This window comes from Pedobacter sp., assembly GCF_965227205.1.
GTDB lineage: Bacteria > Bacteroidota > Bacteroidia > Sphingobacteriales > Sphingobacteriaceae > Pedobacter.
The window spans coordinates 402,360-427,374 of record NZ_OZ245727.1 but is presented as its reverse complement, the minus strand read 5'-3'; the positions used below and the strand labels follow the sequence as shown (position 1 = coordinate 427,374).

General features: G+C 34.8%; 24 protein-coding genes. 9 read left to right on the top strand and 15 right to left on the bottom strand.

Annotated elements, in window-relative coordinates; genetic code table 11:
- Nucleotides 1–9: 9 nt before the first annotated feature.
- On the bottom strand, nt 10–1,059 hold the full coding sequence (locus ACO05K_RS01650; RefSeq protein ID WP_421942730.1) for a clostripain-related cysteine peptidase: 1,050 nt from the start codon (nt 1,057–1,059) through the stop codon (nt 10–12).
- Nucleotides 1,060–1,638: 579 nt separating this feature from the next.
- Here ACO05K_RS01650 and ACO05K_RS01645 point away from each other — a divergent pair.
- From ACO05K_RS01645 to ettA, 3 genes are all read left to right on the top strand, one after another.
- Nucleotides 1,639–3,288 (top strand): fimbrillin family protein, encoded by a 1,650-nt coding sequence (locus ACO05K_RS01645; RefSeq protein WP_421942729.1) that lies wholly within the window; start codon nt 1,639–1,641, stop codon nt 3,286–3,288.
- A gap of 26 nt (nt 3,289–3,314) precedes the next feature.
- Complete coding sequence (locus tag ACO05K_RS01640; protein WP_421942728.1) at nt 3,315–4,742, top strand: fimbrillin family protein; 1,428 nt, start codon at nt 3,315–3,317, stop codon at nt 4,740–4,742.
- Nucleotides 4,743–4,891: 149 nt separating this feature from the next.
- Nucleotides 4,892–6,571: an energy-dependent translational throttle protein EttA gene (gene ettA, locus ACO05K_RS01635; protein ID WP_421942727.1), complete on the top strand. Its 1,680-nt coding sequence runs from the start codon at nt 4,892–4,894 to the stop codon at nt 6,569–6,571.
- 43 nt (nt 6,572–6,614) lie between these two features.
- Here ettA and ACO05K_RS01630 read toward each other — a convergent pair whose 3' ends face one another.
- From ACO05K_RS01630 to ACO05K_RS01605, 6 genes are all read right to left on the bottom strand, one after another.
- Nucleotides 6,615–7,001 carry a hypothetical protein gene (locus ACO05K_RS01630; RefSeq protein ID WP_421942726.1) on the bottom strand — a complete coding sequence of 129 codons (387 nt, stop codon included), beginning with the start codon at nt 6,999–7,001 and terminating at the stop codon, nt 6,615–6,617.
- An 18-nt stretch (nt 7,002–7,019) separates the two neighbouring features.
- On the bottom strand, nt 7,020–7,367 hold the full coding sequence (locus tag ACO05K_RS01625; RefSeq protein ID WP_421942725.1) for a hypothetical protein: 348 nt from the start codon (nt 7,365–7,367) through the stop codon (nt 7,020–7,022).
- Between the two features lie 201 nt (nt 7,368–7,568).
- A complete protein-coding gene (locus ACO05K_RS01620) occupies nt 7,569–8,273 on the bottom strand; it encodes a GDSL-type esterase/lipase family protein (protein ID WP_421942724.1) in 705 nt (234 codons plus the stop codon).
- A 21-nt stretch (nt 8,274–8,294) separates the two neighbouring features.
- Nucleotides 8,295–8,525: a DUF1456 family protein gene (locus ACO05K_RS01615; RefSeq protein ID WP_123205800.1), complete on the bottom strand. Its 231-nt coding sequence runs from the start codon at nt 8,523–8,525 to the stop codon at nt 8,295–8,297.
- A gap of 133 nt (nt 8,526–8,658) precedes the next feature.
- Nucleotides 8,659–9,981, bottom strand: a complete 1,323-nt coding sequence (locus ACO05K_RS01610; RefSeq protein ID WP_421942723.1) for a DEAD/DEAH box helicase — start codon at nt 9,979–9,981, stop codon at nt 8,659–8,661.
- Nucleotides 9,982–10,010: 29 nt separating this feature from the next.
- Complete coding sequence (locus tag ACO05K_RS01605) at nt 10,011–10,229, bottom strand: hypothetical protein (RefSeq protein WP_421942722.1); 219 nt, start codon at nt 10,227–10,229, stop codon at nt 10,011–10,013.
- Between the two features lie 240 nt (nt 10,230–10,469).
- On the opposite strand from ACO05K_RS01605, the gene ACO05K_RS01600 reads away from it, so the two are divergent.
- From ACO05K_RS01600 to ACO05K_RS01590, 3 genes are read left to right on the top strand one after another with little or no spacing between them, the layout of a single operon-like run.
- Nucleotides 10,470–10,943 carry a ribonuclease H-like YkuK family protein gene (locus ACO05K_RS01600; protein WP_421942721.1) on the top strand — a complete coding sequence of 158 codons (474 nt, stop codon included), beginning with the start codon at nt 10,470–10,472 and terminating at the stop codon, nt 10,941–10,943.
- Nucleotides 10,944–10,991: 48 nt separating this feature from the next.
- Nucleotides 10,992–11,522: a TlpA family protein disulfide reductase gene (locus ACO05K_RS01595; RefSeq protein ID WP_421942720.1), complete on the top strand. Its 531-nt coding sequence runs from the start codon at nt 10,992–10,994 to the stop codon at nt 11,520–11,522.
- A 30-nt stretch (nt 11,523–11,552) separates the two neighbouring features.
- On the top strand, nt 11,553–12,038 hold the full coding sequence (locus ACO05K_RS01590; RefSeq protein WP_421942719.1) for an SRPBCC family protein: 486 nt from the start codon (nt 11,553–11,555) through the stop codon (nt 12,036–12,038).
- On the opposite strand, the gene ACO05K_RS01585 is transcribed toward ACO05K_RS01590, so the two are convergent.
- From ACO05K_RS01585 to ACO05K_RS01550, 8 genes are all read right to left on the bottom strand, one after another.
- Nucleotides 12,025–12,600, bottom strand: coding sequence for a hypothetical protein (locus ACO05K_RS01585; protein ID WP_421942718.1), 576 nt, complete (start codon nt 12,598–12,600; stop codon nt 12,025–12,027). The two genes, ACO05K_RS01590 and ACO05K_RS01585, sit on opposite strands and share 14 nt — an antisense overlap.
- Before the next feature lie 68 nt (nt 12,601–12,668).
- Nucleotides 12,669–13,685 (bottom strand): porin, encoded by a 1,017-nt coding sequence (locus ACO05K_RS01580; protein WP_421942717.1) that lies wholly within the window; start codon nt 13,683–13,685, stop codon nt 12,669–12,671.
- Between the two features lie 39 nt (nt 13,686–13,724).
- Nucleotides 13,725–15,128, bottom strand: coding sequence for an ammonium transporter (locus ACO05K_RS01575; protein WP_421942716.1), 1,404 nt, complete (start codon nt 15,126–15,128; stop codon nt 13,725–13,727).
- A gap of 345 nt (nt 15,129–15,473) precedes the next feature.
- Nucleotides 15,474–16,421 carry a TIGR01212 family radical SAM protein gene (locus ACO05K_RS01570; RefSeq protein WP_421946266.1) on the bottom strand — a complete coding sequence of 316 codons (948 nt, stop codon included), beginning with the start codon at nt 16,419–16,421 and terminating at the stop codon, nt 15,474–15,476.
- 207 nt (nt 16,422–16,628) lie between these two features.
- A complete protein-coding gene (locus tag ACO05K_RS01565; RefSeq protein WP_421942715.1) occupies nt 16,629–16,820 on the bottom strand; it encodes a hypothetical protein in 192 nt (63 codons plus the stop codon).
- Between the two features lie 4 nt (nt 16,821–16,824).
- On the bottom strand, nt 16,825–17,124 hold the full coding sequence (locus ACO05K_RS01560) for a hypothetical protein (RefSeq protein ID WP_421942714.1): 300 nt from the start codon (nt 17,122–17,124) through the stop codon (nt 16,825–16,827).
- Nucleotides 17,125–17,277: 153 nt separating this feature from the next.
- Nucleotides 17,278–17,862 (bottom strand): RNA polymerase sigma factor, encoded by a 585-nt coding sequence (locus ACO05K_RS01555; RefSeq protein ID WP_421942713.1) that lies wholly within the window; start codon nt 17,860–17,862, stop codon nt 17,278–17,280.
- 229 nt (nt 17,863–18,091) lie between these two features.
- Nucleotides 18,092–19,504 (bottom strand): APC family permease, encoded by a 1,413-nt coding sequence (locus ACO05K_RS01550; protein ID WP_421942712.1) that lies wholly within the window; start codon nt 19,502–19,504, stop codon nt 18,092–18,094.
- Between the two features lie 243 nt (nt 19,505–19,747).
- On the opposite strand from ACO05K_RS01550, the gene ACO05K_RS01545 reads away from it, so the two are divergent.
- The 3 genes from ACO05K_RS01545 (at nt 19,748) to ACO05K_RS01535 (ending at nt 25,012) form a co-directional block, all read left to right on the top strand.
- Entirely contained in the window at nt 19,748–21,994 is a 2,247-nt protein-coding gene (locus ACO05K_RS01545) for a sodium-translocating pyrophosphatase (RefSeq protein ID WP_421942711.1), read from the top strand.
- A 127-nt stretch (nt 21,995–22,121) separates the two neighbouring features.
- On the top strand, nt 22,122–23,579 hold the full coding sequence (locus ACO05K_RS01540) for an amino acid permease (RefSeq protein ID WP_421942710.1): 1,458 nt from the start codon (nt 22,122–22,124) through the stop codon (nt 23,577–23,579).
- 98 nt (nt 23,580–23,677) lie between these two features.
- Nucleotides 23,678–25,012, top strand: a complete 1,335-nt coding sequence (locus ACO05K_RS01535) for a porin (RefSeq protein ID WP_421942709.1) — start codon at nt 23,678–23,680, stop codon at nt 25,010–25,012.
- Nucleotides 25,013–25,015 lie beyond the last annotated feature (3 nt).

The window sequence follows — 25,015 nt, the reverse complement described above, 5'->3', positions numbered from 1 at the left end:
CCGCTACAACTAATCGAATAAAACACCAAAACCGCTGGCGTTATACCACTGCAATTTTTTATAGTAGGTTAAATTTACATCGCCAGAATATGGAATGTAACAGGTTAAACCAGAAAACTTTTTAATTGGATAACCCAGGAAATTTGATGTAGCCGCTTTATACAAAATGGTTTTGTTAAGCTGAGTGTTCATCAAATTTAAATCGGCAGCAGTAAAATTATGTTCTAAAAAATCGCCAAAATCGTAAGTAGCAACTGGAAAATTGTAGGTAAAATCTAATCGTTGAATGTTTTCGCTAATAAACTTATCTCCTAATTTTTTATTCTTTGCCATTAACGATTTCATTTCAGCAGCTAAACCAACCAATTCGCTCGTTTTAATTAAAACTACTGTAGCCGATTGCCTGTCATCCTGATAAGCATTATAATAATCGTAATAAGCTTTGGCTACTTGCGGCAACTCAGCTGACGTTTTAAAAAGTAAAGAGGTAATGTTTTGATATGGAAAACTTTCGGCTATGGTTTCTGCTGGCGATGCGATAATGTATTTAGCCTTATCTTTAAATTCGTACAAAACCTCAACCCCACCCATCGAGCAGGCATCAAAAATTATAAATTCTAAATTACTCGGAAGTGCATTTTTTAAGTCGATGATATCAATTTCTTTTCCGGTATCTCTTCCAAACGATTTAGTTTTAATTGCCGTACTTACAGGCGCCCAAGCCGTAGCATGCGACCATAACACTAAACCATAGCTTTCTGCCGGATATTCTTGCTGTGCATACTTTACAACATCTTTTAAAAATTCAGCATCAGAAGCCGGGCTATTTTCGAAGACTTTAACTGTATCACTTACAATTTTATTTATATCGCTATCGTATTTAATCTTTAACAAATAAGAACGAACGCTACTTGTTTTAACATAAACTAATAAAGTACCATCCAAATTAGAGGCTCCTTTTTCCATCATGTTGATGCTATTCAGCGCATCATACCTTAAATCGTTATTTGCCTCCATGTAAACCAAAACCATTTTTTTTACAACGGTTTTGTCTGGCAAAATTTCAGATGTTTTTTTACACGAAAAATGTAGTGATATGATTGTTAAAATGATTAAGGATTTTAAAAAAGAGCGCATTGCCGACTTCATTTTCTTTGGTTTACAGAAGCAAAAATACTGATAATAACATTTGTTAACAGATAAACATATAAGTGGTACGGTAAAGCCGCTGCTTAAAATCACAATTTTGGTTTGCTTTAAAAGTATGAGAATTACACAACAACTAAACAACCCATCGAGAGCAAAAATTTGATTATCAAAACGTTACAAACAACAAAAATTAAATCATTTAAATCTGTTCATCTGGCATTGCCAACGGATGCAAAAAACGCCTACAAAAAGCAATATTAACTAAGTGTTATTATTTATTTTTTTCGAGCCGAAATGTTAACACAACCTTTTCTTTCGCTTAATCAGCAGCGTACAATTTAGCCCTTTCTTTGTACAGAAATTTAACTAAATCATTCTAACAGCTCACAAAAAACAACAATTACGTAAAATAAATAATACGTATTCATAAACAATTCTGCAACAGAATTATCCCCTAAAAACAAATTATAAAACAATAATTATTTAAGTATGAAAATTAAAAATTTACAAATTACATCAATTGCTATGCTTGTACTTTTGGGCGCATCTTGCCGAAAAGACAATGCACCAGAAGTTGGAAATGAAAGCCGTACCGCTGTACAATTTTCATCATCAATTAATGGGCAAATAAAAACTAAAGCATTTGATAACAGCTGGAGTGCAAACGATGCAATTGGGGTTTTTATGAAAACCGGAACTGGCTTAACAACCATTTTAGCTGATAATAAATCTTATTTAACAACTGGCGATGGAGAATTTAAACCATCATCAACAGACCAAACTATTTTTTACCCAGAAGATGGAAAAGCTGTAGATTTTATTGCTTATTACCCATTTAAGCAAACAATTACTTCAAACAGCTATCCGGTTGATGTAAATAATCAAAGTAACCAACCTACTATCGATTTATTGTACGCTAACAACGCAACAGGCTTAAGCAAAACAAGTACAAATGCAAACCTTGTTTTTGCGCACCAATTATCTAAAATCGAAATCAATGTTAAAAATGGTACTAGCGTTGCAGATTTAAACGGTTTATCAACAAATATTGATGGCGTTAAAACAATTGCGGCTTTCAATTTAGCAACCGGAACATTAGGCGCAAGTACACAAGTTGCAAATGTATTGGCGAGAACAAGCGTAAAAAATGGCGTAACGGTATCTGAAGCTATTCTTTTACCTACAACAGATGAAACAGGAACTAAAGTAATTTTCACTTTAGGCACAAAAACATTTACATGGACTTTACCTGCCGGAACTAAATTTGAATCAGGTAAAAAATACAGCTACGAAGTAGAGCTTAAAGGCGAAGGAACAGGAAACTCTGGAATTGCTGCATCTCTAAAAGCAGTAATTACGAATTGGAATGATGTTCCTTCTGGAAACTACAGCTTAGATCAGGAAACGGTAATTGTTACGCCTCCAACATTATCTGGTTACATGGAAATGCCTTTAATTTCTACAGATGAAAACACTGTTTTCGTTTCTCACGATTTCCCTGGAAGAACAGGCGTTAGAAACTATGCAATATTATACGATAAGAAATATAAATTGGCTTATTGGGTAGCTTATCCATTACACGCTTCATACATCGGTAGTTCTGGCCGTAGCGATGCTTGGGCATTCGACCCGAAAATCCCGCAAAGCGGACAAGTAGATTTAAGCAGTTCTTTTGGTAATGGTTACGATAGAGGTCACCAAATTCCAAGTGGCGACCGTACTGCAACCAGAGATTTAAATGCTACTACATTCTATTATTCTAACATGACGGCTCAGGTTTCATCAATGAACCAAGGCATCTGGAATAATTTAGAGCAACAAGTAAGAACATGGACCGCACAAAGTGATACACTTTACGTTGTAACTGGCGCTGCAATTAAAACGGCTACTGATGCAAACATCACCTATTCTAAAGGTTCTGCAATTCCGAAATATTACTACAAAGCTTTGGCTATGAAAAAAGGTAATACTTACTACACAATTGGCTTTAGAATTAACAATCAGGTTATTCCATCAGGAAATAACTACAATACTTACCGTGTTAGCGTTAGCGATATCGAGAAGGAAACAGGATATACATTCTTCCCTAAACTTTCTAACGAAGTTAAATCAACAATTGACAATACCATCTGGAAATAAATTAAACCGAAATACAATTTAACAAAATGAGAAATCAAAACATTTTATTCGCAACAGCAATTTCGCTGTTTGTATTAAGTAGCTCTTGCAAAAAAGAAACCACACCAGAAGTAGTTAACCCAAGTGGTACTGCTGTTACATTTTCATCATCAATTAATGGCCAAATTAAAACTAAAGCTATTAATGATACCTGGGAAACCAGCGATGCAATTGGTGTATTTATGAAAACCGGAACAGGTTTATCAAATGCTACTTCTTCAAATAAAAATTATAACACTACAGGTGATGGAGAATTTAAACCATCTACAACAGATCAAACAATTTTTTATCCAGCTGATGGAAGTACAGTAGATTTTGTTGCTTATTATCCTTTCAAATCATCAATTCCTGGAAACATATATTCAGTTGATGTGACTAACCAAAGCAGCCAAAGTGCAATTGATTTATTGTACGCAAACAATGCTACTGGTTTAAGCAAAACCAGCACAACTGCAAACTTAGTATTTACGCACCAACTATCTAAAGTTGAATTTACTGTAAAAAACGGAACTGGTGTTGCTAACCTTAACGATTTAACTGTTGCTTTAGCTGGCTTAAATACAAAAGCAAATTTCGATTTAGCTACTGGTATTTTATCTGGCGCATCGCAAGTTGTAGATGTTCCTGCAAAAACAACAGCAAAAACAGGTTCGGTATTAGCTGAAGCTATCGTTGTACCAACTGCTGATGCAAGTGGTAAAATTGTAACTTTCTCACTTCCTGCTGGAAAGTTTAAATTAACTTTGCCTACGGGAGCTAAATTTGAGCAAGGTAAAAAATATACTTACGAGATTGAACTTAAAAACGGACCATCTAACGAGCCTGTTGCAGTTGCTTTAACAGCAGTTATTACAAACTGGAATAATGTTCCATCTGGTTCTTATATTGTAGATCAAGATAAAGAAGTGGTTACACCTCCATCTGAGCAAGTACTTTATACTGAAACTTTTGGTGTAGGTGCTGCAACGGCAAGACCAAAAATCAGCGCTTACACAGGTTGGGCAAATCCATCTTTCACTTTCAGCGATAGCTACGGTGCAACAGATTTAAGAACAATCAGTGCTTTTCCAGATAATATTCACGCTTGGTTACCAGCAAACAGAGATGCTTCTTTAAAAATTGAAGGCATTACTGTAACTGGTTTTACAAAATTGAAACTTAAATATGATTTAGCACCAAATGCTTCATCTTCAAGTTCTGCTTCAGATTTTAACGTAATTACTGTTAAAGTTAATGGTGTAACGGTTACTGTTCCAAGTCGCCCGGTAGGTTTTGCAGATAACAACAAATTCTCAACTATCGAGTTAAGCAACATTCCTGCTCTAGCAACAAACACAATCGAATTTTTCGGAGCTTTAGCTTCAAATAATTTAGGTATGCGTTTAGATAATGTTGTAATTATCGGCGTTAACTAATACAGCAATTTCCCTTAATTAAAAAGCATACTTCAGATAATGAAGTATGCTTTTTTTGGTTTATAATCTTTCATAAATATTTAAAACAGGAACTTTTAGTTTTAATCTGTCTTTCATTTTAAGCATCTTTGCAGCTTACACAATTAATTATGTCTGACGAGAAAATCATATTTTCAATGGCTGGAGTAAATAAGATTTACCCACCACAAAAACAGGTTTTAAAAAATATTTACTTATCATTTTTTTACGGAGCCAAAATCGGTGTTATCGGTTTAAACGGTTCTGGTAAATCATCTCTACTAAAAATTATTGCTGGTTTAGATAAAACCTATCAAGGTGAAGTTGTTTTTTCTCCTGGATATTCTGTTGGTTACCTAGCTCAGGAGCCAATTTTAGACCCGGAAAAAACAGTTAGAGAGATTGTTGAAGAAGGCGTAGCTGAAGTAACTGCAATTTTAAAAGAATACGAAGAAGTTAATGAAGCTTTTGGTTTAGAGGAAAATTACTCTGACCCGGATAAGATGGATAAATTAATGTCTCGTCAAGGCGAACTTCAGGATAAAATTGATGCGCTTGGTGCCTGGGAAATTGATTCGAAATTAGAAAGAGCAATGGATGCTTTACGTTGTCCAGACCCGGAAACTAAAATCGGTGTATTATCTGGAGGTGAACGCCGTCGTGTTGCAATGTGCCGTTTGCTTTTACAACATCCCGATGTTTTATTATTAGATGAGCCAACCAACCACTTGGATGCTGAAAGTATCGATTGGTTAGAACAATTCTTACAAAATTATGAAGGTACAGTTATCGCTGTTACCCACGATAGATACTTCCTGGATAACGTTGCAGGCTGGATTTTAGAACTTGATCGCGGTGAAGGTATTCCTTGGAAAGGAAATTACAGCAGCTGGTTAGATCAGAAAGCGAAACGTTTAGCTCAGGAAGAAAAAACAGAAAGCAAACGCCAGAAAACTTTGGAACGTGAGTTGGAATGGGTACGTATGGCGCCAAAAGCCCGTCACGCAAAATCAAAAGCTCGTATTGCAAATTACGATAAATTAGCTTCGGAAGATGGAAGAGAAAGAGAAGAAAAGTTAGAACTTTTTATTCCTGCCGGGCCACGATTAGGTAATGTAGTTATCGAAGCTACAAATGTTACTAAATCATACGGTGATAAAGTTTTATTCGACAATTTGAATTTTGCACTTCCTCCAGCAGGAATTGTTGGAATTATTGGCCCGAATGGTGCAGGTAAAACCACACTTTTCCGTTTAATTACCGGACAAGAAGAAGCCGACAACGGAACTTTCCGCGTAGGTGAAACTGTTGAGTTGGGTTATGTAGATCAAATGCATAATGATTTGGACGCAGATAAAACTGTTTACGAAAACATTACTGATGGTTTAGATAATATCCAATTGGGCAATAAAGCGGTTAATGGCCGTGCTTACGTTTCTAAATTCAACTTCAATGGTGGCGACCAACAGAAAAAAGTTGGGATTTTATCAGGTGGTGAGCGTAATCGCGTACACTTGGCCATTACTTTAAAGAAAGGTGCAAACGTACTTTTACTGGATGAGCCTACCAATGATATTGACGTTAATACTTTACGTGCCTTAGAAGAAGCATTAGAAAACTTTGGCGGCTGTGCGGTAGTAATTAGTCACGATAGATGGTTCTTAGATAGAATTTGTACACATATTTTGGCTTTTGAAGGAAATTCTGAAGTATATTTCTTTGAAGGAAATTATTCTGATTACGAGGAAAACAGAAAGAAAAGATTGGGTGATGTTACACCTAAGCGAATTCGCTATAAAAAATTAAGTTAAAAAAAACTCCCGACGAAAATCGGGAGTTTTTTTTTATGCAAATCTATTGAGAAATTGGAGCAAAAGCAGGTTTATTGTGTTCACTAGCTTTTCTTTTACCTCTAAAGAAAAAGTATAAATTGAAGAATAACATTATGCCAAGGTAAATTGAGAAACCTCCAATTTTAGAACTTAGTGTTTCAATCAATGTTTGATAATTATTTTCGTAAGCTGTAATTTTCATAATCAGTAACGCAAAACCTAAGTTTAAAAGATAAAAACCCGTTTCGAAAAGTTTGTTTGTTGCGTTTGCAATTTCTTCTCTCCCTTTAAAAATATCGAGCATATAAACTTTACTGTTTTTAAAAAGTGTTTTTGAAACATAAAAAGTTAGAAATAATGCGGTTGGTAAATAAACTGCATAGCCGATTAAAATTTTAGTAGTTTCCATAATGAAAGGTTTAAACTGTTATTTGATTAATTTGTGAATATTAGTAGTAAGTATTATGATATTTAAATAGTGAAGAACGGAGAGTATGCAAACAATTGTTGCAACTTTTATTGATAAAACCTCTATTAATTGCAGGCCATTTTTTACTTCCTCCCATCCTACCAATGTAATTGCGCAATAGCCAATATTTACCAAGTAATAGGCAACTAATAGTGTTTTATTTATTTGCTGACAAACATCAAGGTGCTCAGGAATTAATTCGGCGACAAAGATATTTCCATTTCGATAACAGATTTTTCCTACAAAAACGATGATGAAAACAATTATTGTAATGAAGATGAAATAACCAATTATGTTGTAGTTCATAACATTAAGTTTAATTATTAAACTTTCAGGAAAAATTGAAATAATAAATCAAATTTTTTATGGTTCTAAATAAACCTTAAATAATCGTGTTTGCTTATTATCAATTTCATAGTGTAAAAATAACTATTAGTTATTGAACTTTCAAATATTATTGAAAATATATTTCTCAAAAAAGCTCCCGATGAGAATCGGGAGCTTTTTTTAATTTCCTGTAGTTTTCTTTATAGCTTCATCGGTTACTACTTCCATTACTTTATAACCAGCTAAATTCGGATGAACGCCATCTGTGGTATATTCTGCCCTTTGTCCATTCCTTTCATCAGCCAAAGGTGTAAAATAATCAAGAATGGTTAATTTTTCTTTTTTTGCGTAAGACACAATTTCTTCATTCAAAGAGATAATTTGGTCAGCAACATTTTTCAGGTTTTTATTCCAGGGATATTCGTAAACTGGCAAATACTTACAAAGAATAACTTTTATGCGATGTTTTTTGGCCAATTCTGTCATGGTTTTAATGTTATCCAGAATTGTTTTATTGGAAACATGACCTTTATTCCCAGCCAAATCATTACTTCCGGCTAAAATAATTACTGCTTTAGGATTCAAATCAATAACATCTTGCCTAAACCTTATTAAAAGTTGCGGTGAGATTTGTCCGCTGATTCCTCTATCTACGTATGCGTTTTTACTGAAATATTCAGGGTCTTTTTGTTTCCAAAACTCGAAGATAGAACTGCCTAAAAAAACAACCCTCTTCTCTCCTTTTTTGGGCAAGCCAATCTCTAAATTTTCTTTTTTATATTTTGATAAAGCCGCCCAATCATCAGAAAAATCTTCTTTAACTGTTTGAGCGTAAGAAAGGTTTACACCAATAAAGAGTAAAAGCAGGGATAATCTTATTTTCATATTGAAGTTTTGGCTTATAAACTATTTCTTTTCTTCTCTTGGTCCTCTTTTGTAAATAACCAGGCCATTTAAAAAATTTCTTAAAATCTGGTCGCCACAAGGTTTAAAGTTTTCATGGTCGTCGTTACGAAAAATATCTCCCAACTCTGCCTTAGTTACTTTAAAACCAACTAAATCGCAAATGGTTATTATATCTTCAGTTTTTAAAGAGAGTGCTACTCTTAGTTTTTTTAGTATATCGTTATTGCTCATGTTTTTATTTGAATTTTGAATGATTGAGTGATGGAGTTTTGAATGATTGAATAATTGAGTTAATTTGATTTTTGTTGGAAGGTTGAAACGTTACAACGTTCGAACATTCCAACAATTGAACCAATGAACCAACCTAACTCGCCACGTCAAGTTTCATTTTTTTCCCTTTAATTTTTTCTCCGCTTAGTATTTTTAAAAGCTTTTCTACCTTTTCTCGTTTTACGGCTATATAACTGGATGTATCTTTAACTTCAATTAAGCCTAAATCATCTTTTTGTAAATTGCCCTTTTGTAAAAATAGCCCAACAATATCAATTTTATTGATTTTATCCTTTTTGCCATACGATAAGTAAAGCGTTATCCAATCGCTTGATTTTGGCAACTTATAAGATTGCGCTAATACTTCTTCTTCAATATCCTCTGGTAAATATTTGTAATGCTCTTCTTCAGTTAAAATAGCATAAGCTGTGCCTTTTGCATTCATTCTGGCTGTACGTCCATTTCTGTGAATGTATGCATCTTCAGTATACGGCAATTGATAATGCACAATATATTCAACCTCCGGAATATCCAGTCCACGGGCAGCCAAATCAGTTGTAACTAAAATTTTGTGACTGCCATTTCTAAACTTAAGCAGCGCTTTTTCGCGTTCATCCTGCTCCATTCCACCATGAAACACATCATGTTCCAAGCCATGTTCAAAAAGTATATCGCTAATTCTATCTACAGTTTCGCGATGGTTGCAAAAAACCAAAGTATTCTTATCGCCAATTTTGCTTAATAACTTAAAAAGAACTTCTAGTTTATCTGCCGCAGGCGCCATTACCTTTTTTAATTTTAAATCAGGCTTTATTGCGTTATTAGCCGAAAAATCAATTTCTACAGGTTTGGATATTTTAACAAAAGATGGTACCTCGTCCATCTTTGTTGCAGAAGTAAGTATTCTTTGGTTAAGCGATAAAAGCGCATTGATGATGTAAGACATATCGGCCTCGAAACCAAATTCCAGCGATTTATCAAATTCATCTAAAACTAAGGTTTCGATAGTAGATTCATCAAAATTTTGATATTCGAGATGATAGGCAATTCTACCAGGTGTGCCAATTAAAACAGCAGGCGCATGACTTAGATTGTTTTTTTCAGTTCTAACTGAATGGCCGCCGTAACAGCAATTTACCTTAAAAGCCGTACCCATTTGCTTAAAAACCTGTTCAATTTGCAAAGCAAGCTCTCTTGATGGAACTAAAATTAATGCTTGTACGCCCTTTGCTTCAGGCTTTAGTTTTGCCAAAAGCGGTAATAAAAAAGCAAGTGTTTTACCAGAGCCCGTTGGCGCAATTAATACAATGTCACTTTTCGATTTTGCTCCTTCAATTGATGCTTTTTGCATCTCGTTCAGGGCAGTAATATTTAATTTTTGTAATGCTTGCTCTACCATTAAGGCAAAGATAAGCATTTACATTCTCGATAAGTGTTGTAAGAAATTTAGAAGTTTAGAAACTTTCTTTTTAGTCTTCTAATTGCTGAAAAACTAAGTTTTTCTTCTAATAACATGAGCATTTGTCCTCTTTTAGACATTGAGCTTAAAACCTTTTCATTAACGGCATCAACTGATGATAATATTCTATCAGCTAAATCATCTGTAAATTTATTAGCCCTACTTTGTTGTAATAATTGCAATTCTTGAATAAGTTCTGCTTTCATGGCATTAAAGATTTAGTGTTGTTCTATAAATGTAACGTTTAACAAAAAGAAATTGTTGTTAAAATTTACATAACTATCCACAAATAAAGCTTAACTTGTTGATAACTAATATTTTGTTAGCAAATAAGCAATCTATAATTAATACAAATTTAACTTTTGCCGCTTATTTTTACAAAAACCTGATTACCATTTATTTCCAAAGGGTATTCCTTTGGAATTAACCTCCAAAACCCACAATTTATGACATGGAAGAAATTTAGTGGCGAAGTAATCCAATCTTCAATCCTTGAAGAAGTAGAGCAAGCAATTATCAGAGAAAAAGAAAATGGTTACAAATTAAAAGTTTGTATCGGTACAGACTCTCAAGTTAAAGGTACAATTACAGATTTTGCTACCGTTATTGTGTTATTGAGAGAACATCATGGCGGTTTTATGTACATCCACCAGGAAAAATCATCTCAACAGGTAAGCATAAAAGAAAGAATGCTGATGGAAGTTCAAAAATCAATTGAAACCGCTTACTCTATTTGCGATTTACTTGATATTTATGATGTTGCTTTGGAAGTTCATGCTGATATTAATACAAATCCATCTTTCAAATCTAATAAAGCATTAAATGATGCGATGGGCTATATATTAAGTATGGGTTTTATATTCAAAGCAAAACCCGAGGCATTCGCTAGTTCTACCTGCGCCGATAAAATGGTGCATTAATTTGAATTAAGATGGATTAAAAGTATCTTTAAAACATAAAATCCCTTTATGAAAAAGATACTTTTCTCTTTATTTTTTCTATTTATCACAATTACTTCTTTTGCACAAAGTGAAGTAGATAAAGATGCTTACACTAAAATTGGCGATGATGTCCCAACATTTAGTTTTGAAATTGAAAAGGGTAAAACCGTGAATATTTCTGACTACAAAGGAAAGCTGATTCTTATAAACTTATTTGCTACATGGTGCCCGCCTTGCAACGTAGAATTACCGCTTGCGCAAAAAGATATTTGGGATAAACACAAAGAGGATAAAAACTTTGCTTTCTTTGTGTTCGGCAGGCAAGAAGGCTGGGATAAACTTATTCCATACAAAGCTAAAAAAGAGTTTACCTTCCCTATCCTACCTGATTTAGACAGAAGCGTTTTTAGTAAATTTGCAAAGCAATCTATCCCAAGAAATATTCTTATTGATGAAACCGGCAAAATTATTTACCAAAGCATTGGTTTCGAAGAAAAAGAATTTAATGGTTTAGTAAAACTAATTGATGATAAATTAGCCGAAAAAACAACAAAATAGCTTTCCTGCTGTTGTGTTATAAAACTAAAATTGAAAACTTACCGCTTAGAGTTCACCCAAAAAATCCCCGTTAGTTTAGATGTAGCCTGGGATTTCTTTTCATCTCCACAAAACTTATCTGAAATTACACCAGAGAGCATGACTTTTGACGTTACTTCTCCAATTAAGAAGGACGAAAAAATGTATCCTGGGATGATTATTACTTATAAGGTTGCGCCTTTGTTAGGAGTTAAACTTAACTGGATGACAGAAATAACCCATGTTATGGATAAAGAATATTTTATAGACGAGCAGCGTTTTGGTCCGTTTGCATTTTGGCACCATAACCATCATTTCGAAGAGATTGAAGGCGGAGTACTGATGCACGACATTCTTCATTACGCAATCGGCTTTGGCTTTATTGGAACAATAGCCAATGAAATTATGGTAGCTAAAAAAGTTAAAGAGATATTCAATTTCAGGTATAAAAAAGTAGAAGAGCTTTTCGGCACAGTTGAGTACGCTACCATTTTCTAGTAGAAATGCTTTCAGTTTTCTTAGTTTGAGTTTTTACCTGACTAGTTGATAATGCTTTCTTGAAATTCTCGCCTAATTTTTCTGATTTTGTGTAAACGCTTTCTACAATATCTTTCCATGCACCTGCAGATAATTTTCCCGGAGTTTTTTCTAAAGGCGTTGCGATAGTAGTTGTTGCTACATAATTGCCATATCTATCTCTATTGTAAGGAATATATTCTAAATCCGTAATCCAATACCTGTATTTTCCATTTCTGGCCTCGAAGTTAAATATATAATTTACTTCTCCGCTTGGATGCGAAGCGACTAAAATGGTTTTATCAACAATCATTTTACCATCTGATGTTATAGAACTATCGGTTAATGTTGATTTTATAAAAGATTTCTTATTCAGCTTTATGAAATTTTCAGCCCTCAAAACTAAACTATCCTTGCTTGTTTTAGTATCAATAACTTCATAGTAAACATATTTGCCTCGTTCATCTAAGGTAAATTGTTTCTGCTGTGCAAAAGCACACAACGATAAAGAAGCAAAAAATAAAATCAGATTGTATTTCATCATAAAATAAAGGTAATAAAAAGCCGCCGGCTTAAATTAACCGGCGGCATTATTTGGAGAGAAACTATTCCTTAAAAAGCGTAAACTGCAGCAAGAGAGAACTGACCTGCATTCGGTGCTGCTCCTCCTGTTTTGTTTAAGAATGGTTTATCACCATTGTGGTCTAATCTAACCTCTGGAATAAATGTTAAACCTCCAGATTTAATGTTAGCAGTTAAAGTTAAACCTGTGTAAGCTGTTCCCGCAACTGCACCAACATCTTTAGTTTTAAAGTATTCACCTCTTAAACCTAAAGTCACCGCATCGGCAACTGCTACCTGAGGGTATAATGCTACACCTGCGTAACCGCCTGCGTCATCTGCCATATCATAATTAGCAGCATTTAAGCCTAATTTAAAAGCCTTTGTAATTTGATAAGAAGTGGTTAAATCAACAATTGTTCCGTAACCATAAGGATCTGCACCTGATAAAGCATTGATATAAGCTGTCCAACCTTCAACTGGAGAAATCATTAATTGTCCGCCGATGCTAGAAACACCTCTGGTTGCACTGTACAAATTCCAATCGTTAAACAAACCTGCCATTAAACTAACTTTATCAGAAAATTTATAAGTTGCTTTAATACCTGCGTTTTGGAATGGACCATTTGTAAATAAGTACGAAGTTGAGTAGTTAAAGTTTCCTACCGGAGAAATTACTTCGTAACCGATAAATGTACCCATGTAACCAGCTGTCATGGCAAACTTATCTGAAAAATCGTAGTTAACATATAAGTTTTGGATATGGAATGAAGAACCGCCACCGGCTGCATCAGGTATAGATTGCGATTGACCACGTGGACCAAAAGAAATCTCACCAACAAATGATGCTTTGCCTGTTTTTTTCTTCAAAACTAAATCTAACATCCCTAAAGAAACTGAATTATGATCAGAAACAAAGGAAGTTGGAATGTTTGGTCTTTTTGCAAAATCGTATTTGTAGTACGTATCTACTGAACCAGAAAATTCTAATGGTGACGTGGGCGCCTCTTGAGCCAGGGCACACGCAGTGCATGCCATACCAAATATGGCTGATAATAATTTTTTCATGTTTGAGCTATGATTGTGGTTTAGATATACTTTTAATTGTTATAGGGCTTCTTGAATTGGTGCATGTGAAGTAACATATGCAGCTTTTTCATCAACCAATAATGTACCTTGACTGTATTTTTCGTTGTGTTGCGATGCATCAAGTCCCATTTCTTCTTCTTCATCAGATACTCTGATTGGATTAATTAAATTAACTAATTTGAAGATTATAAATGATACAACAAAGCTGAACAGAATTACAATAACAGCACCTTTTAATTGCGTGATAAAGAATTCGGCATTGCCATATAATAAACCATCTGCACCTGCAGCATTAACAGTTTTAGTTGCGAAAACACCTGTTAACAACATACCAACAATACCACCTACACCATGGCAAGGAAATACATCTAAAGTATCATCAAGACTAGTTTTTTGTTTCCAAGAAACTACTAAGTTTGAAATAACCGCAGCAATTACACCAATAAAAATACTTGATGGAATACTAACGAAACCTGCTCCTGGTGTAATGGCAACTAAACCTACAACAGCACCGATACAGAAACCTAAAACTGAAGGTTTTTTACCTCTTGCTACATCAAAAAACATCCAAGATAAACCTGCAGCACCTGCAGCAGTATTTGTAGTTAAGAATGCAGAAACCGCTAAACTATTTGCGCCTAATGCCGAACCTGCATTAAAACCGAACCAACCGAACCATAATAAACCTGTACCAATTAATACGTAAGGAATATTTGCGGGTGGAACTTCTTTATGCTCTAAGTGAGATTTTCTACGTTTTAAAACTAAAGCTCCGGCTAAAGCGGCCATACCTGCAGAAATGTGAACTACTGTACCACCTGCAAAATCTAACACACCCATTTTTAACAAGAAACCTTGTGGATGCCATGTCCAGTGTGCCAAAGGCGAATAAACAAAGATTGCGAATAAAACAATAAATAAAATGTAAGAAGTAAAACGAATACGTTCTGCAACAGCACCTACAACTAAGCCTGGAGTAATAATGGCAAACATTAATTGAAACACTGCAAATAATGAAAGCGGAATAGTTAAATCAGCACCACCTTGTAAGTGTGGAGCACCAGAATTTACACCTTTAAAGAAAAAGAATGTAGATGGATCTCCAATGAAACCACCAATAGTATCTCCAAAAGCTAAACTAAATCCTACTACTATCCATAATACAGTGATAACACCTGCAGCTACCACACTTTTAATCATGGTTGATAATACATTTTTACGGTGAACCATACCACCATAGAAAAATGCAAGCCCTGGTGTCATTAAAAATACTAAAGCAGCGGCAATTAAAATGAAAGCGATGTCAGGTCCGCTGTATTTTCCTTCGTCAAAATTAGGAAGTAGCGGAACAAATAGAGCCAAAATTGCGAAAACCATCAGGATCACAAATGGTGCGTACTGTTTTACTAAAATTTTACCCATAGTTTTTAAGTTTATTTTGTTTGGTTGAATAAATATTATATTATTTTCATAATTGTTTCGATAAAAATACAACATATTGTAATTTTTACACTATTAAATTAAATATTTCTAACAAAAACAGATAATTTTTATAAAAACAATCAAATTTCAACACAAAAAATAGGATAAATAGAAAAAACAACAAGTTTAAGTATCGAATTTTACGAAAAACAAAACAGTCAATTTTTTATAAATTGTAGGATTTTAACAGGATTTTATAAAAAATTAGCATTTAAAATTGATTAAAAACAAAAAAGCCTGCAAATTTTGCAGACTTACATCAAAAAATTAAGTAATTTTTAAATTTTAAGCTAAATATTCAGAACCTTGAACAATTCCTCTTTTTTCTAACTCTTTATCCATATAAGTTTGAATTGCTGATTTATTTAAGCCCCAATTCGGTGCAATTAATAAATCCCAATCAGAAATACCGAAAAGTCTTTGAATTACAATATCTGGTCTAAGCATCGGAATCAATTCACAAAGCAAATCAGTATATTCTTCAAGTGTAAACAACTTGAATGGTTGTTTTTTATATTTAACACCCATGATAGAGCCTTCAACTATATGCAAATGATGAAATTTCACGAACTTTATCTGTGGAAAGCGATTTATTTCATGAATATAGCCTTTCATCATTTCTCTTGTTTCCCACGGAAAACCAAAAATTGTATGCACACATAAATCCAGCTTAGAGTTTTCAAGCAATTTTACAGCCTCAACAAACTCACCGTGACTGCATCCTCTGTTTATTTGCTCTAATGTTTCATCGTAAATAGATTCCATACCCATTTCCAAATCAACATCAAACCTATCTGTATAACTTTCTAGTAAAGCAACCTTTTCGGCATCAATACAATCCGGGCGTGTGCCAACTGCAAAACCAACAATATCTTCTGTATTAATAGAAAGTGCTTCATCATACATCATCTTTAAATAATGTACCGGAGCATATGTATTGGTATTTGGTTGGAAGTAAACAATAAATTTATCGGCACGGTAAGAGTTTTTCGCCCTTGCCATACCTTCAGCAAGCTGGTCTTTTATTGCAGGATTTTTCCTGGATGGTTCAGGTGTAAAAGAATCTACATTACAATAGGTACAACCACCGTAACCTTTGCTCCCATCTCGGTTCGGACAAGTAAAACCACCATCAACAATTACCTTAAACACCCGCTCTCCGTTATACTTTTCACGTAAGTGTGTACCGTAATTTTTATATCCTTTAATACCTAAATCTACCTGTGTTCCCATTTCTGCAAAAATACACAAATACATTTAAGTATAACGATTTGAGGCTTAAGATTACACATCAACCATAATAAACATGAAAAAACATTATGCCATTAACCCAACAAACCCTAAAGAATTCTTTAGGGTTTGTATCTGTGAGAACGTTAACTCATTAGAGAAGGTTAATTTATTATACAATTGCAATCACTCAAACTATTAATGATTCATTTATTGAAATAAAGTCCTATCGCCGGTTAAATTCAATTTATACCATTTGTTATCTTTGTAAAAAACCGCTTGGTGGTCGCCTTTGTGTTGGTTTACATCAATGGCTAATACTTTCCCTTGATAATGGAAGCGGATATTATCCTTCAAAATCGTATGCCCAACCACTATTTTCTTCGCTTTATGAAAAGCCAATATTTCATCGAGCGGCTGCAATCAATAATCCTGCTGCAACAGCCCAACGAAGCCAAATTTTTGGCCGTTTAACTGACATGGCAACCGGCTTATCAACATTAAGAATAGTTTCTAGCGTCTTGTTCCAATCGATATTGGATAATTCAGCATTAGTATGCTGATGTAAAAGACTTCTTTTGAATATTACGGTTTCTACTGAATTAGGATTTTGCTCCAACATTTGCCATAACCGCATACTTTCTTCTTTCGTAAGCGTTTGGTCTTCGAATTTTTTTAAGAGAATATCAATAGGTGTAATATCCATTAGTTAATATTTACATACTGTTTTCGCAAATTTGAGTTTACAATACTCTTCCCTGCAACATATAGAAGAAGCACGAAAAACAAATAAGGACTAATGGGATGTGATTTTTTTTTCTTTATAGGGGGAAAAAGAAAAAAAGGCGTTTAATGTTCTTTAAAGAACGCCAATCAAAATTAAAATATTAATAGATATTCCGTGATCTTTCAAAGCATCTTTAATATTTTTTAGGGCCGTAACTAATGTATTTTTTACTGTATTAGGCGACAGACCCAATGCTAGTGCTATTTCAGGAATACTTTTTCCCTGAACTCTACTTAACTCGTATATCTGTCTCCTTTTGCTAGGCATACGTAAAATAACCGATGATATAATTTTCCTTATATCACTAACATATATACTTTCAAGAACCTGATTAGTACTATCCTCTTGAGTTGTTCCAAAATCAGCCAAAACTTGTTGATTTCTTAGCGACTTCCTTAAGTAACTTAAGCATTCATTTGTAACGAATTTATACAAATAGGCTTTTGGATTATCAATAGTTGAGAGTTTATCTCTATTAAGCCATAATCTGATAAATGAATTCTGAATTACTTCTTGTGTAGACTCAACAGATTTAGTGTAGCGCATTACAAATGATTCTAAACGAGAGATATGCTCATTAAAAAACAATGAAAATGAATACTCATCTCCTTCTGAAATTTTTAGGAATAACGCTTGCTCATCTAATTTATCAATCATTTATACAATAAAACCTAGCTAAAATTTCAACCTTACTAATTTGTTTGTAGGAGTAATGCACAAAATAACGTATCATTTAGTTACTTATACGTCTTTACATTATACGACTAAATGTAATTAGTTTTTTTATTATGTACAACCAACAATTAAAACATATTTTGCATAAAAAAACTCGTAGCCTTTAAAACCTACGAGTTAATTATTATGAATTACGAAATTTAAAACCTTGCTAATCCTTAGGCTTCGTTAAGTAATAAATAGGTATACCTGTTAACATAATCGCTACGCCCCAACCGCAAGTACTGGTTTTAAAAACCAACAAGCCAATACAAATTGCAATAGCAACAACAATGTAAAATGCTGGCAAAATGGGATAACCAAATGCTTTATATGGTCTTTCAGCATCAGGCATTTTAGCACGAAGGATGAAAATACCAAGTATGGTTAAGATGTAAAAAATCATTACGATAATGATTACAAAATCTAGCAAATCGCCATATTTACCAGTTAAACACAATGCCGAAGCCCAAACGCATTGTGCCCAAAGCGCCCAACTTGGTACGCTTGCTTTATTTAATACGGCTGCTTTTTTGAAAAACAAACCATCTTTAGCCATTGTGTAATATACCCTTGCTCCAGCCATAATTAAGCCGTTATTACAAGCAAAAGTTGATATCATAATCATAATTGCGATAATATATGTACCAATACTGCCAAATATAGGTTGTGCTGCAGCAACGGCAACACGATCATCTACCGCAGTTGCAATTCCATCTAAAGGCAATACCGCCAAGTACATTAAATTGGCTAGGATATAAATTATACTCACTATAAATGTTCCTAAGAATAAGCTTAAGCCTACATTTCGTTCTGGGTTTTTGATTTCTCCTGCTATAAAAGTTACACCATTCCATGCATCGCTGCTAAATAGCGAACCAACCATTGCAGCAGCAATTCCGGATAATAGTGCTTTGCCTGCAACTTCTGTCCAAACACCAGCTTTAGGATCAAAATTTCTGGTTGTCCATGCATCTGCCCAGTTTGCATTCCAAATTTCTGCATTAGCAGCTAAAGAAAAACCAAAAATGATTAATCCAAAAAGAGAAAGGATTTTAATAATTGTTAAAATGGTTTGAAGAATCTTACTGTCCTTAACACCTTTGCTATTAATATAGGTTAGCAAAATAATGGTTGCGATGGATACCAGTTGTGCAGCATTGAGTTTAAAGCTACCACCATCATACAAAATATTTTTATCGCTTAAAGGTGAATATAAGTAAGCTGCGAACTTGGAAAAGGCCACACCAACAGCCGCAATTGTGCCGGTTTGAATTACCGCAAAAAAACTCCAGCCGTATAAAAATGCGATTAACTTATTATAAGCTTCTTTTAAATAAACATATTGGCCACCAGCTTTTGGAAACATTGCACTCAGTTCGCCATAGCTTACCGCTGCAATTATGGTTACAACTGCTGTTAAAGCCCAGATTAATATCAGCCATCCGGCAGAACCAACTTGTCGGGTAATATCGGCACTTACAATAAAAATACCCGAGCCAATCATTGAGCCCACAACAAGCATGGTTCCATCAAAAAGTCCAAGCGCCCTTTTAAACGAATGGTCTTCAGTTTCTTTTTCCATAGTTAAGTTTAGTTTGTGGCTAATTTATTTAAAAAAAACAATTCACGCAGCCTTGGCATGTATTATTTTGCTTGATAAAATATTATTCTTCATCGTTGTTAAAATATTAATCATAAGAAAAAATATTTATTAACTTGCTAAATAATAACCAAATGAAAGTATAATATTAAGGTTTCTAATCAAAGGGCAATAATTAGAAACTTTAAAAATTACGCAACTAAATCAATAACCAAATATTAAACTATGAATTTTTTACAAGAGAACCTTATTTACAGCATCCCGGCTCTTGGGCTTATTGGGATAATTGTTATGATGATTAAAAGCGCCTGGATAAGCAAGCAAGATGCAGGCGACAAAAACATGCAGGAACTTGCCGGCTATATTGCCGATGGGGCTATGGCTTTCTTAAAAGCCGAATGGAAGGTGCTTAGTATTTTTGCAGTTTTTACTGCCGCATTATTAGCCTACTCTGGAAGCATTACCGAAATTAATGGCGTAGCCTTACACTCTAGCTGGATAATATCTATTTCATTTATTATTGGTGCAGTTTTTTCTGCATTTGCAGGATATATAGGAATGAAAGCCGCCACTAAAGCTAACGTTAGAACCACACAGGCAGCAAGAACGAGTTTAAAACAAGCTTTAAAAGTATCATTTACCGGAGGTACGGTAATGGGCTTAGGTGTTGCCGGACTTGCTGTTTTAGGTTTAGGTGGATTGTTTATCATATTCTTAAAATATTTTAATGTTGTAAGTGCCAACAGCACTGAAATGAGAACAGCTATCGAGGTTTTAACCGGCTTCTCTTTAGGAGCAGAATCTATAGCGCTATTTGCTCGTGTTGGTGGTGGTATATATACTAAAGCAGCCGATGTTGGTGCAGATTTAGTGGGTAAAGTAGAAGCAGGTATTCCAGAGGATGATGTTCGTAACCCTGCAACAATTGCAGATAACGTTGGTGATAATGTTGGCGATGTGGCCGGAATGGGTGCAGATTTATTCGGATCGTACGTAGCAACAATATTAGCAACAATGGTTTTAGGACAGGAAATTACGGTAACCGATAATTTTGGCGGCATGTCGCCTATCCTTTTACCAATGGTAATTTGTGGTTTAGGCATTATTTTTTCAATCATCGGTACATGGTTTGTAACCATAAAAGATGAAAAATCAAATGTTCAGAATGCTTTAAACTTAGGAAATTGGTCATCTATACTAATCACAGCAGTTGCTTCATTTTTTATTGTTAAGTGGATGCTTCCGGAAACGTTGAATTTACGTGGTTACGAATTTTCTAGCATAAATGTATTTTATGCAATAATTGTTGGCTTAGTTGTTGGCACCATTATGAGTGTTGTAACCGAATATTTTACAGCAATGGGCAAAGGTCCGGTTAATTCTATTATTCAACAATCTTCTACAGGGCATGCAACTAATATTATTGCAGGTTTATCTGTTGGAATGAAATCTACAGTAATTCCGATTCTGGTTTTAGCAGGTGGTATTATGCTTTCTTATCATTTTGCAGGTTTATATGGCGTAGCGATTGCCGCAGCGGGTATGATGGCAACAACAGCTATGCAATTGGCAATTGACGCTTTTGGTCCGATTGCAGATAACGCTGGAGGTATTGCTGAAATGAGCCAGTTGCCTCCAGAAGTTCGTGAGCGTACCGATAACCTGGATGCAGTTGGTAACACTACCGCAGCAACAGGAAAAGGATTTGCAATTGCATCTGCAGCTTTAACTTCATTAGCGCTTTTTGCAGCATTTGTTGGTATTGCAGGCATTACCGCGATAGATATTTATAAAGCACCCGTTTTAGCAGGCTTATTTGTTGGCGGAATGATTCCATTTATTTTTTCTGCACTTTGTATTCAGGCGGTTGGTAAAGCTGCAATGGATATGGTACAGGAAGTTCGTCGCCAATTTCGTGAAATCCCTGGTATTATGGAATACAAGGCAAAACCAGAATACGAAAAATGTGTAGCCATTTCTACAAAAGCATCAATTCGTGAAATGATGATGCCGGGAGCTATTGCACTTATCACACCAGTAATTATTGGTTTTACATTTGGCCCTGAAGTTCTAGGAGGATTATTAGCAGGTGTTACGGTAACAGGTGTGTTAATGGGGATTTTTCAAAGTAATGCTGGTGGTGCATGGGATAATGCTAAAAAATCTTTCGAGCAAGGTGTAATGATTAATGGCGAAATGCATTATAAAAAATCAGAGCCACATAAAGCTTCTGTAACCGGAGATACCGTTGGAGATCCTTTTAAAGATACTTCAGGTCCATCAATGAACATTTTGATTAAATTAATGTCGATAGTTTCACTGGTAATTGCACCATATATTGCAGTTAAGGCAGGAAATACATCACATAAGCTAGAAGTTAGTAAAGAAATCAGAATTGAGCAAAAAACTGATGCTTCGGGCAACACAATTACCGATACTTTGGTAAATACAACGGATACTTTAAGTCGTTAGTTGTAAAATCACAGATATAATAACAATCAAAAGGGGTTTTTAACAAAATCCCTTTTACTTTTTGGTAATTTTTATTTAGGTTTACCGCTTATTATCATAAATCAACAAACAAAATACTAAACAAATTATGAATCTAAAAAAGCCTATTGATGTGCTTATAGCAGAATCTGCTGAAAGTGGTGAGGGCACACTCAAACGTACACTGAGCAGTACGAGTCTTGTTGCGCTCGGTATCGGAGCTATTATTGGGGCAGGTTTATTCTCTTTAACAGGCATTGCTGCTGCAGATCATGCTGGTCCCGCAGTAACTTTATCTTTCGTATTAGCAGCCGTAGGTTGTGCATTTGCAGGCTTATGTTATGCAGAATTTGCATCAATGATTCCTGTTGCTGGTAGTGCTTATACTTATTCTTATGCAACCATGGGTGAGTTTATGGCCTGGGTTATCGGATGGGATTTAGTTTTGGAATATGCGCTTGGTGCAGCCACAGTAGGTGTTTCATGGTCCGGTTATTTCAATAAATTATTGCATGAGTTTGGTATGGAAATGCCACTCTCCTTAACAAAATCATTTGCTGAAGTAGATGGCGGGGGTATTAATCTTCCGGCAGTAGTTATCGTTTCACTATTATCATTAATGTTAATTAGAGGCACGAAAGAATCTGCAAGCCTTAACAACATCTTAGTTATCGTTAAAGTTGCTGTAGTAATCATATTTATTGCATTAGGTTGGAAGTTTATCAATCCTGCTAATCATACACCTTATATTCCTGAGAACACAGGTGTTAAAGGTGAGTTTGGTATTTCAGGAATTGCAGCTGGTGCAGCACTAGTATTCTTTGCTTTTATCGGATTCGATGCAGTTTCTACTGCAGCTCAGGAAGCTAAAAACCCACAAAAAGGTATGCCTATTGGTATCTTAGGTTCATTAGTAGTTTGTACAATTCTTTATGTTTTGTTCGCACACGTTATGACAGGTTTAGTGCCATTCTCAGTATTTAAAGGTGATGCTTCTCCTGCTGCTACAGCATTTAAAGTTACTGGCTACGGATGGTTACAAATGGGCTTAATCATTGCTATTCTTGCCGGTTATACCTCGGTAATTTTGGTAATGTTAATGGGTCAATCTCGTGTATTCTATACAATGTCTAAAGATGGTTTATTACCAAAATTCTTTAGCAGCATACATTCTAAATTCAGAACACCATTTAAAACTAACTTATTTTTCATGGTATTTGTGAGTATTTTCGCAGGTTTTGTTCCGGTTACAGATTTAGGTCACATGGTATCAATCGGTACATTATTCGCCTTCTCATTAGTTTGTATTGGTGTAATGTTACTACGTAAAACAGATCCAGATAGACCTCGTCCTTTCAGAACTCCATTGGTTCCATTTGTACCAATTATGGGTGTAGTGGTATGTGTATATCTAATGTCATCATTACCAATTGAAGCATGGATTAGACTTGCGATTTGGATGGGCTTAGGTATTGCCATTTACTATTTCTACGGAAAGAAAAATTCGGTTTTAGGAAACAAAGGAATAGTTGTAGAACCAACTGACCCACCTAAACCACAATTATAATTTAAATAATATTTTAAGCCTCGCAAATTGCGGGGCTTTTTTATAGCTAATAATTTCGTTCGGGATTATTTTGCTATACCTTTGCAAAAAAGCTTACAATGAATCGTCATTTAATGTTCAGCAATCGCTATCTGCTTATTGTTTCAATAGTGTTTATATTTTCTTCGGGAGTATTTGCACAAAGAACAATTAACGATGTAATGGACTCTACCGTTGTAAACCATTTATTAATCATATCAAAAAAATATGGTTCACTTTCTTTTAGTGGATACTTACAACCTCAATTCCAAGTAGCAGCTTCAAACGGCGCTTTGGCCGAATACCAAGGTGGAAATTTTGGAGAAAACACCAGCAATCGCTTTCGTTTAAGAAGAGGAAGATTAAGAGCAGATTATATGATGTTGACGGAAGAAGGTGCACCATCAACATATTTTGTGCTTCAATTTGATGGAACAGAGCAAGGCGTTGCCATTCGCGACTTTTGGGGCAGGTATTACGAAAATAAGTGGAAAATTTTATACATTACCCTCGGACTATCAGGTCGGCCGTTTGGTAATGAACTTCAGTTATCTTCATCTGTTCGCGAAGCGCCTGAACGTGGTAGAATGTCGCAAATTTTAATGAAAACAGAACGTGATTTAGGCGTAACCTTTACTTTAAATCCAAGATGGAAGGATGCAACGCTTAAAAACTTTGTTCTAGATTTAGGGATTTACAATGGTCAGGGTTTAGCTGGGCCAGCCGAATTTGATAACAGCAAAGATTTTATTTTTAGATTAAGCCACAAACCTTATGTTATAAAAGCAATTCCACTTTCAGTTGCTGGTGGAATTAGCACTTTACAAGGCGGCTTAAACCATCGTTTACCCGTAAGTTATAAAATGGAGAACATTAATAATTTGTGGACGATGGTTAAAGATTCATCAGCAAATACAATAAATGCAGTTGCTCCGAGAAGATATTATGGGGCGGATATACAATTGGCTACAACTTCAGAAAGTTGGAAATCAGAGTTCAGAGCCGAAGTTATTTCTGGATTACAAACCGGAACTGCAACAACTTCCACAACTCCGGGTTCTTATCCGGTAGATAATAATGCAAAAGCGCTGCCTTACTACACCAGAAACTTTAACGGAGCATACGTAACCTTCGTACAAACCTTAAATAGCACCGATAACCAGCTGATTTTGAAATATGATTACTATGATCCGAACTCAAAAGTAAAGGGTATGGAAGTTAATTCAGCACTAGGATTATCAGCTGCAGATGTTAGATTTGACACTTTTGGCGTTGGCTTTTTACATCATTTTAATCCACATTTTAAAGCAGTGCTTTATTATGACATGATTAAAAATGAATCAACACAAATTTCGGGTTATCAGAATGATAGAAAAGACAACGTACTTACTTTACGAACTCAATTCTATTTTTAATAA